General features: G+C 74.6%; 9 protein-coding genes. 8 read left to right on the top strand and 1 reads right to left on the bottom strand.

What is annotated here, in order from left to right; genetic code table 11:
• Window positions 1-62: 62 nt before the first annotated feature.
• A complete protein-coding gene (gene eccB / locus P3H78_RS29450) occupies window positions 63-1,586 on the bottom strand; it encodes a type VII secretion protein EccB (protein ID WP_276112220.1) in 1,524 nt (507 codons plus the stop codon).
• A 208-nt stretch (window positions 1,587-1,794) separates the two neighbouring features.
• Between eccB and eccE the strand changes: the two genes are divergently transcribed.
• From eccE to P3H78_RS29410, 8 genes are all read left to right on the top strand, one after another.
• The gene (eccE, locus tag P3H78_RS29445) at window positions 1,795-3,126 is read left to right on the top strand and encodes a type VII secretion protein EccE (protein ID WP_438828064.1); all 1,332 of its coding nucleotides are present in this window, start codon (window positions 1,795-1,797) and stop codon (window positions 3,124-3,126) included.
• Window positions 3,123-3,887: a hypothetical protein gene (locus P3H78_RS29440; protein WP_276112219.1), complete on the top strand. Its 765-nt coding sequence runs from the start codon at window positions 3,123-3,125 to the stop codon at window positions 3,885-3,887. Before eccE ends, P3H78_RS29440 begins: the two co-directional genes overlap by 4 nt.
• 333 nt (window positions 3,888-4,220) lie before the next feature.
• Window positions 4,221-7,679, top strand: a complete 3,459-nt coding sequence (locus P3H78_RS29435) for an SCO5717 family growth-regulating ATPase (protein ID WP_276112218.1) — start codon at window positions 4,221-4,223, stop codon at window positions 7,677-7,679.
• Window positions 7,680-8,017: 338 nt separating this feature from the next.
• Window positions 8,018-9,943 carry an ABC transporter substrate-binding protein gene (locus P3H78_RS29430; RefSeq protein WP_276112217.1) on the top strand — a complete coding sequence of 642 codons (1,926 nt, stop codon included), beginning with the start codon at window positions 8,018-8,020 and terminating at the stop codon, window positions 9,941-9,943.
• A gap of 22 nt (window positions 9,944-9,965) precedes the next feature.
• Window positions 9,966-11,036 (top strand): ABC transporter permease, encoded by a 1,071-nt coding sequence (locus P3H78_RS29425; protein ID WP_276112216.1) that lies wholly within the window; start codon window positions 9,966-9,968, stop codon window positions 11,034-11,036.
• Window positions 11,033-11,953, top strand: coding sequence for an ABC transporter permease (locus P3H78_RS29420; RefSeq protein ID WP_276112215.1), 921 nt, complete (start codon window positions 11,033-11,035; stop codon window positions 11,951-11,953). The genes P3H78_RS29425 and P3H78_RS29420 overlap by 4 nt, the downstream gene beginning before the upstream one ends.
• Window positions 11,950-12,942: an ABC transporter ATP-binding protein gene (locus P3H78_RS29415; RefSeq protein WP_276112214.1), complete on the top strand. Its 993-nt coding sequence runs from the start codon at window positions 11,950-11,952 to the stop codon at window positions 12,940-12,942. The genes P3H78_RS29420 and P3H78_RS29415 overlap by 4 nt, the downstream gene beginning before the upstream one ends.
• On the top strand, window positions 12,939-13,934 hold the full coding sequence (locus tag P3H78_RS29410) for an ABC transporter ATP-binding protein (protein ID WP_276112213.1): 996 nt from the start codon (window positions 12,939-12,941) through the stop codon (window positions 13,932-13,934). Before P3H78_RS29415 ends, P3H78_RS29410 begins: the two co-directional genes overlap by 4 nt.
• Window positions 13,935-13,969 lie beyond the last annotated feature (35 nt).

Here is a 13,969-nt window from a genome sequence, read left to right as displayed (position 1 = left end):
ACCCGTTCCGGGCCGCGGGACCGTGCGCGGTCGTCTGCGTCACTGGTGCGTCTCCTCCGCGTTCAGGAGCCCTGCGGCTGACGGGCGGCCGCCTCGGACAGTCGCGGGCCGGTGGGCAGGAACGTCGACCATTCGGCGGGCACCGGCGTCGGGTTGACGTGGGCGTAGCCGAGACGGGTCTGGGCGATGCGCGCCTCGCTGAGCTCCTGCTGACGCTGCTGGGCGGAGGTGCCGATGCCCTTGTCGTCGGTGGCGCTGTCGCTGTTGGACTGCAGGGCGTACCGCAGGCCGGTGTCGGTGACGAGGAAGACGCCGCCGGCCGCCGTCTCACGGCCGTGGAACTGGCGGAACAGCAGGCCCGAACCGGGAGTGACGTAGGCGCTGGAGGAACCGGTGGGCAGTTGTGCGGGAAAGTCGGTGCCCGCCCAGGTGGACACGTTCCAGTGGCCGCTGCCGTCCACCGAGCGCAGCACGTTGCAGACGGTGTCGCGTCCGCTGGTGGCGCTGGCCCCGTCGTTGACCGTCCGCGGCGTGTACGTGGGCCACTTCCGGGCCGGGTCCCAGGTGCCGCTGTCGACGACGGCACCGGGGCTCACCTGCTGTGCCTCGCCGGCCTGTCCGACACCGACGAGGGCCCTGCTGTTGAGCAGCAGGGTGGCGGTGAACTCCGAGATGCGGGCCACCTTGCCGGGCTGCACCACGTAGTACTGCATGCGTGATCCGTCGTAGGCCTTGATGACCATGCCGACGCGGTCGTACTGCCCGAGTCCGGGGGACGCGCCGGCCTTCGCACCGGGGGTGCCCTCGATGGCCGGGATCCTGACCGCGGAACCCCTGTGGAGGGTGTCCAGCCACTCCTGGGAGACACGCTGGGGAGCGCGGCCCTGCGTGTCCAGGGCCTTGAGCAGTTCCTGGTCCGAGGGGTCCGCGAGCCGGTAGGCGAAACCGTCCGCGTCGACCACGAACGGCGTCCTGCCGTCCGGGCCGATCACGTACATCAGGTCGCCGCCGGACAGCCGGTCGCCTCCCTCCGTCCGGGCCCAGTCCTTCCGCGCGAGGACGAAGGCGGCCTTCTGGATCGCCCGCCCGCCGTCCCCGGGGCGCTCGCAGACCGCCCAGTGCTTGGCGGACTGGGCCTCCTGGTCGGAAGGCAGCCGGTCGGGTGCGTACGGGATGCCGATGGTGGCGCCGTGGGGCGGCGTGCCGCTGTCCAGGATCTTCTCGTCGACGGTGATGACGTCGTCCTTGTCCGGGTCCAGGAGCAGCTTCGCGGAGGCCATGTTCAGGACCGGGTGAAGCTGGTTCTGCTTGCCCGTCCTCAGGACGACGTACCGGGTGGTGGACTTGCTCGCGACGATCACGTGCGCCCCCGCCTGGTCCCAGCCGGGAGGAGCCGTCGGGCTGAACATGCCGATGGCGCCGAACACCGCGAGCGTCACCGCTCCGACGACCAGGCCCGGCACCACCGCGCCCAGCGGCTTGGGGGCGGCCTCCTCGGAGCCGGAGGGCGAGGGCTGGAGGAAGGCGGCGAGCATGCGGCGCCTCGCGAAGGTGTAGGCGTTGAGTTCGTCCCGCCGTGATGCCATGTGTTCCCGCTCTCCCCGTGCACAACTGTGAAGGACTCATGGAGGCTGGAGCGTTCCACCCCCGGTCCTGGACCGCATCTGGTGCGTCGCCCGTCAGCACCGGCCCCTACTATGCCTGTTGCGTGGCACTGCCCGCGGCACGGGTAGGGTGCTGACGCCCCGCGAAGGGTGCGCACGAGGAGTTTCGGGAGAGTTCGGGGGGTTTGGAGTGACGACTTCCGCAACACGGACCCGGTCGCGATCGCAATCCGGGTCACGATCGGGCGACGCGGGGCCGGAGGCTCCCCGCGGCAACGGCTCCCCGGCGCGGACCCGTGATGCGCTCACCCTCCAGCCGAAGTCCCGCTCGGGGCGGGGTGGATCGTTCGGACGCCGGCGGATCGTCCTGGTGGAGCTGGCCGCCGCACTCGCGCTGTGCGGGTGGGCCGGCGGGCTGTTCGTGCGGATCCCGGCGTTCACCGTGGCCGTACTGCTCGTGGCGCTCGCGTTCGTGCGGCGCCGGGGGCGCTCGCTTCCGGAGTGGCTGGGCACCGTGCTCGCCCTGCGCGCCCGCAGGCGGCGGGCCGCCGGCACTCCCGTGCCGCCGGGCACCGAGTCGGGTTTCGCACCGGCCGTGGAGTGCGACCCCAGCCTGCGTACCTGTTCCTTCGGCGGGCACGACCGGCGTCCCGTGGGCATGGTCGGTGACGGGACCTTCGTCACCGCGGTCGTCCAGGTCGAGGCCGACGTGACCGCACTGCGGGCGGAGCGGGGCCGGCGGCCGCTGCCCGTCGCACTGGTCCGGGACGCGTTGGAGGTGGACGGGATCCGCCTGGAGTCGGCGCAGATCGTGCTGCACACGCAGCCCGCGCCGGCGCTGCGGCTGCCGCAGCACTCGGTCGCCGTGACCAACTACGCGCCGTTGCAGGCGCAGACCGGTGCCCCGGCGGTGCGCATCACCTGGATCGCGCTGAAGCTCGACCCCGAACTGTGCCGGGAGGCCGTGGCCGCGCGCGGCGGCGGCCTCGAAGGCGTCCAGCGATGCCTCGCCCGCGTCGCCGACCACCTCGCCAGCAGGCTCACGGGCGCCGGTTTCCGTGCGACGGTCCTGAACGAGGAGGAGCTCACCGCGGCCATCGCCACCTCCGCGTGCGCCAACCCGCTGGTGACGGCGGAGGCGGGCCGTTCCGAGGTGCCCGAGCGGCGCACCGAGGAGTCCAGCCGCAGCTGGCGGTGCGACAACCGCCGGCACACCACGTACTGGGTGCGCCGCTGGCCCCAGCTGGGCGGGCGCGGGCCCGCCCTGCCGCAGTTCGTCGCACAGGTCACCGCCGTACCGGCGCTGGCCACGACGTTCAGTCTCACACTCTCGCCGGGCGGCCGGCAGGAGACGTCGCTGTGCGGGCACGTACGCGTGACGGGACGGAGCGAGGACGAGCTGATCGCCGCGCGCCGGGCCGTGGAGGACGCGGCACGTCAGGCGGGAGCCGCACTGGGCCGGCTGGACCGCGAACAGGTACCGGGCATCCTCGCCACGCTGCCTCTCGGAGGTGTCCGATGAGCCCCTTCAGCACGCGGAACGCACCTGCCGCGGGCGGGCCCCGCCCCTCGGCCGGCGGGCGGCTGCGCAGCGGCCTCGGGCTGATCGGTCCCCGGCACGGACGCCACACCCTGGCCGCGGAGCAACTCGACGCGCTCGCCCTGCCCATCGGGGACGACGGGGTGGTCGCCGGCGTGGACGCCGAGGGCCAGCCCGCGGTTCTGGGCCTCAACCGGCCGACGCCGTACGACGTGCTGCTGATCGGCGGCCTGTGGACCGCGCAGGTGCTCGCGTTGCGGGCGGCGGCGACCGGGGCGCGGGTCGCGGTGGAGACCGGGCGGCCGCAGGCCTGGATGCAGTTGGTGCACGCCATGGGCGGCGGGCAGAACGGACTCGCGGTGTACGAGGTCGGCCGGGTGCCCCCGCAGGGCGCCTCGGCCGGTACGCCGGTACTGGTGGTGCGCGACTGCGGCATGCGCCCGCCGCACGGCCGTGTCGTCTCGGGGCCCTGGCAGTCCGTGGTGACCCTGCTGCCGTACCTGAGCGTGGTGGCGCCCCGACTGGTGCGCCAGGCGCGGCTCGTGGGCGTCCAGCGGATCTCGCCGGACGAGGCGGCGGAGCTCGGCCGCACCATGGCGCTGCCGCGGGCGGACGTCGAGGCCCTGCCGACGCTCGCCGACGGGCTCACCCTGTGGTGCTCCGACCGCGACCGCAGTTACGTCATGACGCAGCCCACCGAGTCCGAGATCGGGCTGCTGGGCAATCCGCGGCGAATGGACTGAACCGGCCCCCCTCGGAAGGGCCTTGACGGTTTGCGGGGGATTTGGGCGGTTACCCGGCGTGCCCGGGGGACACCAATACGGGGGCGACGGCTCCGGGGCCGGTACGGAGGGCTGGACGGGCCTGCCGCGAGTGTGCCCGTCGTGATTAGGCTGGGACCGGGGGCCGTACCGGGATCCCCGGTCGGGACGCCCGCGCTCCGGGGAGGGCCGGGCGGCCGGTTCGGTCCGGGGCGTCGTCCGGCGGCTCCCGCCGACGGGTTGCGACCGACCCCCTACGACACGACCGGTCGCCCCGGCACAGCATGAGGGTGCCCGACCACACCAGGAGGAACAGTGAACAGCGATCGGGACGGGATCCGCGGGGGCTGGGCAACACCCGGCGATGACCAGTCCGACGCGGAGTCCGCCATCGAGACGACGGGCGAGTTCACCATCGACTACGCGCCGCCCGCCTGGTACACGCAGAACGCCTCGGGCGGTTCGGGGACCGGTGCGGACTCGGGGGCGGACCGGCCGGACCGGCCGGACCGGCCGGAGGGGACGGCGGGTTCACCGGCGGGCCCGGGGGCTCCGCTTCCTCCTCCCCCGCCGCCCGCGCCGTTCGCGGCGCCGCCCGCCGCTCCGTACGCGCAGCACGGCACCCCGCTCCCGCCGCCGACCGGCGACCCCGTCGCCGTGCCCGGGCCCTCGGCGGACGGCGGGTTCGCACCGCGGCCGGAGCAGCCGCCGGCCCCCGGTGCCGCGCCGCAGGCGCCGGAGCAGCAGGCGCCCGCGCCGCAGTCCGGGCAGCCGGGTCCCGCCTTCGGGGCCGGTGATCTGGAGAGCGGTGCCACCATGCGGTTCTCCGCCGTCGCCCTGAAGCGGGAGATCGCGGAGCAGGCCGCCGCCGCGGAGGCGAAGGCGGACGAGGCGGGCGACAGCGGCGAGGCCGGCGAGCAGGACGCCGGGAGCGCGTCGGATGCGGAGACTTCCGCCGAGGCCGAGGCCGAGGCCGAGGCCGGGGGTGGACCGGCGGATGCCGGGGACGCGGAGGGCAGGGACGGGGCCGGGCCGGGCGTGGGTCAGGACACCGGCGCCGCGTCGGAGTCCGGCCCCGAGGCCGAGTCCGGCTCCGAGACCGGCTCCGAGACCGACGGTGGCACTGCTGCCGAATCCGGTACCGACTCCCCTGACGGTCCCGCGGGTTCGGGGGACGGCCCGGTGGTGACCGGCACCGGCGCGGCCGACGCTTCCGGGACCGTCGCCGACGAGACCGCCGGGCAGGCCGGCGCCGACGGAGACGACGCCGCTGCCGAGGGGCCCGCGGCGGCCGACGCCACCGACGGTGCCGGTGCCGCCGCGGCCGACGCCGGCTCCCTTCCTGACGCGGAGGCGGCGCAGGCCCGGTCCGAGCACCAGGACGCCGCATCCGCCTCCACCTCCGCCTCCACGGAGGCGGTTGCGGGCTCCGACTCCGGCGAGGACGGCACCGCGCCGCACGCCGGCGCGTCCGGGGACGCCGTGCCCGCGCAGGCCGACGCCGGCACCGGCCCGGCGCCGCAGGTCACGGTGCCCCAGGACGCCCGCCCCGCGGACGCCGTCCCGCAGGACGCCGTGCCGCCGCATGCCGACCCCCACGATTCCGTACCCGCCCAGGCCGCCGACGCCCCGCAGGGCGCGCCCGCCGCCTGGGGGCCGCCTCCGCCGATGCCCCAGGGCCCGGTGCCGCCGCTGCCGCCGTCGTACCAACCCGCCGCGCCCGCCCCGGCGGCGCAGTGGCCCCAGCAGCCGCAGCCCGGGCAGGACCGGCCGTCGGCACCGGCTCCGCAGCCCGGCTTCCCGCCGCAGGCCCCGCCGCCCGCGCACGCCGGCTGGGGCGGCCAGGCCGCGCCGCAGCCGCCGCAGGCCGCACCGCAGGGGTACGGCTTCCCGCCGCCCGGGACGCAGGGCGCGCCGCAGCCGCCCGCCGCTCCCATGCCTCCGGCGCAGGACGGGTACGGCTTCCCGCCCCCGGCGACCCCTCCGGCACCGGCCCCGCACGCACCGGCCGCCCCCGCACCGGCGGCCGCCGCCGAGGCGCAGCCCGGCCCCGCCGCCGCGCCCCAGGGACCCGCCGGACCGACCGGTCCCGCGGCTCCCCCGCAGGCGCCCGGTTACGGCTTCCCCCAGCCGGGCGTCCCGGCCCAGGGCGGCTACGGCTTCCCCCAGGGCCCGGGTGCGCCCGGTACACCCGGCGCTGCCGGAGCCCCGACCCCGCCCAACCCGCCTGCACAGCACGGCGGTTACGGCTTCCCGCTGCCGCCCGCCCAGCCCGGCGCCGCGCAGGCGCAGGGCCACGTGCCCGGGCAGGCACCGCAGGCACCACAGGGACAGGCCCCGCAGGCTCCGGTCGACCCGCGGCTCGGGGCCGCCTGGCCGCAGCCCATCCAGCACGACCAGCGCCAGCCCACCAACCCCGGGGCGGCACCGCTCGGTTACACCGCCGCCGTGGAGCTGTCCTCCGACCGGCTGCTCAACAACAAGCGGCAGAAGGCCCGGAGCGCGCGTCCGGCCGCCGCCGGGAGCCGGTTCAGGATCGGCGGGAAGAGGGAGGAGGCCGAGCGGCAGCGGAAGCTGGACCTGATCCGCACGCCGGTGCTCTCCTGCTACCGGATCGCGGTGATCAGCCTCAAGGGCGGCGTGGGCAAGACGACCACGACGACCGCGCTCGGCTCCACGCTGGCCAGTGAGCGCCAGGACAAGATCCTCGCCATCGACGCCAACCCGGACGCCGGCACCCTCGGCCGCCGGGTGCGCCGCGAGACCGGGGCCACCATCCGCGACCTCGTCCAGGCGATCCCGTACCTCAACTCGTACATGGACATCCGCCGGTTCACCTCGCAGGCGTCCTCCGGTCTGGAGATCATCGCCAACGACGTCGACCCGGCCGTGTCCACGACGTTCAACGACGAGGACTACCGCCGCGCGATCGATGTGCTGGGCAAGCAGTACCCGGTCATCCTCACCGACTCGGGCACGGGGCTGCTCTACAGCGCCATGCGCGGGGTGCTGGACCTGGCCGACCAGCTCATCATCATCTCCACGCCGTCCGTCGACGGCGCCAGCAGCGCCAGCACGACGCTGGACTGGCTGTCGGCGCACGGGTACGCCGACCTCGTCTCGCGGTCGCTGACCGTGATCTCCGGGGTGCGCGAGACCGGCAAGATGATCAAGGTGGAGGACATCGTCTCCCACTTCGAGACGCGGTGCCGGGGTGTCGTCGTGGTGCCCTTCGACGAGCATCTGTCGGCCGGTGCCGAGGTCGACCTCGACATGATGCGGCCGAAGGTGCGCGAGGCGTACTTCAATCTCGCGGCGATGGTCGCCGAGGACTTCGTCCGGCACCAGCAGGCGCACGGTCTGTGGACCTCGGACGGCAACCCGCCTCCGGTGGCGGCCCCGCCGATGCCGGGCCAGGGCTACCCCGGCCAGCCGATGCCGAGCCCGCCCGTGCCGGGACCGTACCCGCACGGACAGCCGGCACCCGGACAGCCGGCACCGGGGCAGCCGGCACCCGGACAGCCCGCTCCCGGGCAGTACGCGCCCCAGCCCCAGCCGGGGCAGCCGTACCCGTACCCGTACCCGCAGGCGCACCCGGGCCGGCCGCAGCCCGCACCGCCGCAGCCCGGCCAGGTGCAGGACCTGTACGGGCAGCAGCCGCCGGCACCGCACCCGCGGGGACAGGCACCGCAGCCCCCGCACCCGCAGGCTCAGCCCCCCTACCCGCAGCCCCCGCAGGGGCAGACCCCGCCTCCGCCGCCGCCCCCGCAGTGAGCCGCAGCGGTCCGCGGAAGCGGCCGTGACACGCGCGAAGGCCCGCGCCGACCCGTTCGGCGCGGGCCTTCGCGCGTTCGTGTCCCCGCCCGGGGCCCGCGGCGCCGCCATTCCCTCACCAGGACGGCGTCAGTGGTCTCCACCAATGGGGGACACGGCGTCGTCACATCGTTGTTTCCGCAGGCCACATGGGGTTTGACGCACCGTTGACGCGTGCAGACTGCCGCTGATAGACACTCACTTCATTCCGCCGGCGCCACCCGTTCCAGCCCGTTCCAGCCCGTCGCGCTGGGGGCGCACTCCGCTCCCTGCGTGCGATGACGCGAGGTCACCGAGCCATGAAGACACACGATCAGCACGGCAGAGGACGCAGTCGCCGCCCGGGGAGGTCCCGGCTCCTCGCCGCCGTCGGCGCCACCGCTCTGGTCCTCTCCGCCGGGCTCACGACGCCTCCGGCCTCGGCCGCTCCCCGTGCCGCCACGGTGGCGGACGCCCGGGCCGCGCAGGGCACCGCGGGCGCGCAGGACTCCGCGGGCTCGAAGGGGTCGAAGGGCTCCAAGGTCCTCACCGTCGCCGTCGCGCAGAGCGTCGACTCGCTCAGCCCGTTCCTCGCGGTCCGGCTGCTCAGCACCAGCATCCACCGGCTGATGTACGAGTACCTCACCAACTACGACCCCAAGGACGGGCACGTCATTCCCGGCCTGGCCACCTCGTGGCAGTCGTCGCCGGACAAGCTGACCTGGACGTACACCATCCGGAACAACTCCCGGTGGTCGGACGGGCAGCAGGCGACCGCCGAGGACGCCGCCTGGACGTTCCGGAAGATGATGACGGACCAGGGCGCGGCCACCGCCAACGGCAGCTTCGTCGCCAACTTCAGCGAGGTCAGCGCCCCCAGCCCCACCCGGCTGGTGATCCGCCTGAAGAAGCCGCAGGCCACGATGACGGCACTGGACGTGCCGATCGTGCCGAAGCACGTGTGGGAGAAGGTCGGCGACTTCTCCAAGTTCAACAACGACAAGAGCTTCCCGATCGTCGGCAACGGGCCGTTCGTGCTCACCGCCTACAAGCCGGACAGCTATGTGCGGCTCAGGGCGAACACGTCCTTCTGGCGCGGCGCGCCCAAGTTCGACGAGCTGGTCTTCCGCTACTACAAGGACCAGGACGCCGCGGTCGCCGCGCTGCGCAAGGGCGAGGTCTCCTTCGTGGCGGGCTCCCCGTCCCTGACCCCCGCGCAGGCCGCCTCCCTCAAGGGCCAGAAGAACATCCACGTCAACGACGCCCCCGGACGCCGCTTCTACGCCCTCGCCACCAACCCCGGAGCCCGGGCCCGCAACGGGAAGAAGTTCGGCGACGGCGACCCGTCGCTGCTGGACCAGCGGGTGCGGCACGCACTGTTCATGGCGGTGGACCGCCGGACCGTCGTCGGCAAGGTCTTCCAGGGCCACGCGGTCGAGGGCCAGGGCTATGTCCCGCCGCGCTTCGCGACGTACTTCTGGAAGCCGTCGGCCGGTCAGGAGCTGCGCTACGACCCGGCGGGTGCGGCCCGGCTGCTCGACGAGGCGGGGTACCGCAGGAACGCCGACGGCAAGCGCGTCGGCAAGGACGGCAAGCCGCTGAACTACCGCCTGCTGTGCCACGCCACCGACCCCAACGACAAGGCGGTCGGCAAGTACCTCCAGGAGTGGTGGGGCAAGCTCGGCATCGGCGTGACCGTCGACTGCCTGGACAACGTGACCGACCCCTGGCTGGCGGGCAAGTACGATCTGGCCTTCGACGGCTGGTCCGTGAACCCGGACCCGGACTTCGTGCTCTCCATCCACACCTGCGGGGCGCTTCCGGCGACCCCCAAGGACACCGGGGCCACCGACGACTTCATCTGCGACCGGACGTACGACCAGCTCTACGCCCGCCAGCTCGCCGAGTACGACCCGGCCGCCCGGGCGAAGGTGGTCAAGCAGATGGAGTCACGGCTGTACGACCTCGGGTACATGAACGTCATGGCGTACCCCAACGCGGTGGAGGCCTACCGCACGGACCGGATCAGGTCCATCACCACCATGCCGTCGGCGGCGGGCAACATCTACGGTCAGGACGGCTACTGGAGCTGGTGGTCCGCCGTTCCGGCGAACTCCGGTGATTCCTCGGGCGGCGGCACGCCGTCGGGCGTCATCATCGGGATCGTCGCGGGGGTCGTCGTCCTCGTCGGCCTCGCGGGGTTCCTCGCGCTGCGCCGCCGGGCCACGGCCGACGACCGCGAATAGGCCGACGAACGAGTGATGTCCCATGACCGCTGAAGCGACACCCGCGCTCGTCGAGGGCGCCGCCGGCCCGGGCAGCACGGGGCGGGCGGCGGGCCGCGCCCCCCGGGCCGGCGCCTCCGCCTCCTACCTGCGCTACGTGGCGGGCAGGCTGGGCGGCGCCGCCGTCTCGCTGCTCGCCGTCCTCGTCACGAGCTTCTTCCTGTTCCGGCTGATCCCGGGCGACCCGGTGAAGTTCATGACCGGCGGCCGCCCGGTGTCGGCGCAGCAGATCGCCGTCTACCGCAAGGAGTTCGGCCTCGACCTGCCGCTGTGGCACCAGTTCACCGACTACTGCGGCAAGGCGCTCACCGGCGACCTGGGCACGTCGTACCAGTTCCGGGCCCCCGTCCTCGACAAGATCACCGAAGCGCTGCCGAACACCCTGCTGCTGACCGTGACGGCCTTCGTCCTGTACACCGCGCTGGGCATCTTCCTCGGCACCCGCTCGGCCTGGCGCAACGGCGGGGCGGGCGACCGCCTGCACACCGGCCTGGCGCTGACGCTGTACTCCATCCCGTCGTTCTGGCTGGGCCTGCTGCTGATCATCGTGCTGTCGGTGGGTGTGGGGCCGGTCCCGGGCCTCTTCCCGACCGGCGGCATGGAGTCCGGCGGCACGGAGGGCTTCGCGTACGTCCTCGACGTGGCCCACCACCTCGTCCTGCCGGTGCTCACGCTGGTGGCGGTGGAGTACGGGCAGACGCTGCTGGTCACCCGGTCGGCGCTGCTGGACGAGATGGGCAGCGACTATCTGACCACGGCGCGCGCCAAGGGGCTGCGGGACGACCTGGTGCGCCGCCGGCACGCGGTGCCGAACGCGCTGCTGCCGACGGTGACCCTGATCTTCGTCAACCTCGGCCGGACCGTCGCGGGGGTCATCCTGGTGGAGACGGTCTTCTCCTGGCCTGGCCTGGGCGGGCTGTTCTACCAGGCGCTCAGTGTGCCGGACCTGCCGCTGGTGCAGGGGCTGTTCTTCGTCTTCGCCGCGGCCGTGATCCTCATGAACACACTGGCCGACCTCCTGTATCCGCTGCTCGATCCCCGGGTGGGCCGATGACCGCCGACACGACCGCGACCCCGGCCACCGGCCCGCGCACCCTGGCCCGGCAGCGCCGCCGCGCCTCCGTCGCGCGCTTCTGGCGGCAGTACCGCACGCACCGGGCGGGCCTGTTCGGGCTGGCGGCGCTGGTGCTGTGCGCGCTGGCCGCCCTGACCGCCCCGCTGACCGTCGGCTCGCACGTGCAGAGCGTGACGGACGCACCGGGCGCCCCGCTGGAGAGCCCGAGCGGGCGGTTCTGGCTGGGCACCGACCAGTTCGGGCGGTCCCTGCTGGGCCTGGTGGTGTGGGGATCGCGCGTCTCGCTGCTGGTCGGGCTGCTCGCGGCGGTGCTGTCCGTGGCGATCGGCGCGCTCATCGGGATCACGGCCGGGCACTTCGGCGGCTGGTACGCCACGGTGATGATGCGGATCACGGACTGGTTCCTGGTGATGCCGACGCTGGTGCTGGCGATCGCGCTCGCCACGGTGATGTCCCGCTCGCTGGGCACGACCGTCCTCGCGATCGGCGTGACGACCTGGCCGACGACGGCCCGGCTGGTGCGGGCGCAGACGCTGGCGGTGGAGTCGCGGCCGTACATCGAGCGGGCGAAGGCGCTCGGCGGCGGCCACGGGCACGTCATGACCCGGCACGTACTGCCCAACGTCATGCCGCTGGTGCTCGCCCAGACCACGCTCATCATCTCCACCGCGATCCTCGCCGAGGCGACGCTGGCGTTCCTCGGGCTCGGCGATCCGACGGTGGTCTCCTGGGGCGGCCTGCTGCAGGACGCCCGGGAGGCGGGCGCGGTCAGCTCCGGCGACTGGTGGTACCTGGTGCCGCCCGGCATCGCCATCGCGGTCGTGGCGCTGGCCTTCACGCTGTGCGGGCGCGCGGTGGAATCCGTCCTCAACCCCAGGCTGGGGGTGCCGCGTTGAGTCTGCTCGAGGTCAGGGACCTGACCGTGACGTACGCCGGCGGAGCGGCCGCGGTGCGCGGGGCCGACCTGCGGCTCGCCGCGGGCGAGAAGCTCGGGATCGCGGGCGAGTCCGGCTGCGGCAAGTCGACGCTGGCGCTGGCCCTGCTGCGGCTGCTGCCCGCGGGCACCCGGGTCGGCGGGGAGATCCTGCTGGACGGCGAGGACGTGCTGGCGATGAAGTGGGGCCGGGTGCGCGCGGTGCGCTGGGCCGGGGCCTCCATCGTCTTCCAGGGCGCGATGCACTCGCTGAACCCGGTGCACCGGATCGGCGACCAGATCGCCGAGCCGATCCTGCTGCACGGCCGGGCGGCCCCGGCCGCCGCACGGCGGCGGACCGGGGAGCTGCTGGAGCTGGTGGGTCTGCCCGCGGCGCGGGCGGGCGCGTACCCGCACGAGCTGTCCGGCGGGCAGCGGCAGCGCGTGATGATCGCGATGGCGCTGGCCTGCGATCCGCGGCTGATCGTCGCCGACGAGCCGACCACCGCGCTCGACGTGATGATCCAGGCGCAGATCCTGCGCCTGATCGAGCGGCTGGTCGGGGAGCAGGACGTCGGCCTGATCATGATCAGTCACGACCTGGCGGTCCTCGCGGACACCTGCGACCGGCTCGCGGTGATGTACGCGGGCCGGGTGGTCGAGGAGGGCCCGGCCCGGCAGGTCCACGAGGACGCCCTGCACCCGTACGGAAGGGCCCTGTCCGAGGCGTTCCCGCGGATCGGCGACCCGGCGTCCCGGTTCGCGCCGCGCGGGCTGCCCGGCGATCCGCCGGACCCGGCCGCGGTGCCCTCCGGGTGCGCCTTCCACCCGCGGTGCCCGGCCGCGCTGGAGGTGTGCGCCACGCAGGACCAGGCGCTGCGGCCGGCCGGCTCCGGCCGGCGGGCGGCCTGCGTGCACGTGGCCGAGGGCGCCGGCGCGGCCGAGGCGGAAGTGAGGAGCGGCACCCCATGACCACCCCACCGCTGCTGAGCGTCGAGGGCCTGCACATCACGTTCCCCGGGCGGCACGGTGCGCCGCCCGCGCGGGCCGTGGACGGCGTGGACCTGGACATCCGGCCCGGCGAGATCGTCGCCCTGGTCGGCGAGTCGGGCTGCGGCAAGACGACGCTGGCGCGCTCCCTGCTCGGACTGGTCCCGCCGACGGCGGGCCGGGTGACCTTCGACGGGGCGCCGCTGCCCCGCTCCGGCCGCGCCCTGAAGGCGTACCGCAAGCGGGCGCAGCTGGTGCTCCAGGACCCGAGCGGCTCGCTGAACCCGCGGCACACCGTGTACGACGCGGTGGCCGAGGGCCTGCGGATCCACGGGCACCGCGGCGACGAGCGGGCCGCGGTCGCCGAGGCGCTCTCCCGGGCCGGACTGCGGCCGCCGGAGCGCTTCTTCCTGCGCTATCCGCACGAGCTGTCCGGGGGGCAGCGGCAGCGGGTCGTCATCGCGGGCGCGCTGGTCCTCGCACCGGAACTCCTCGTCGCCGACGAGCCGGTGGCGTCCCTGGACGCCTCGGTCCGCGGCGAGATCCTCGCGCTGCTTCTGCGGCTGCGCACCGAACTCGGCCTGGCCGCACTGGTGGTGACGCATGATCTGGGCCTCGCCTGGAACATCGCCGACCGGGTCGCGGTGATGTACCTGGGCCGGATCGTGGAGACGGGCGCGGTGGAGGAGGTCCTGACGGCGCCCCGGCATCCGTACACGCAGGCGCTGCTGTCGGTGCTGCCGGAGGCCGAGGGCGCCCCGGTCGTCCTCGGCGGCGAGCCGCCGGACCCCTCCCGCATCCCGGGCGGCTGCCGCTTCCACGTCCGCTGCCAGGTCCTGGCGAGCGGGGAGGCGGCCCGGGCGGGTGTCGCGGACGCGTGCCGCGGGACGGGCCTCGAGGTGCTCGGCGGTGGCGGCGAGGCCCAGGTGGCCTGCCACTGGGCGCGCGCCCGGGTGGCCGCGCCGCAGGAGTGACGGGCGTCGCGGCGCCCGGCCGTCAGGGGCGCCGC

This window comes from Streptomyces tropicalis, from assembly GCF_029269835.1.
In the GTDB taxonomy this organism is placed as follows: Bacteria; Actinomycetota; Actinomycetes; order Streptomycetales; family Streptomycetaceae; genus Streptomyces; species Streptomyces tropicalis.
This window is presented reverse-complemented; position numbering and strand designations above follow the sequence as displayed.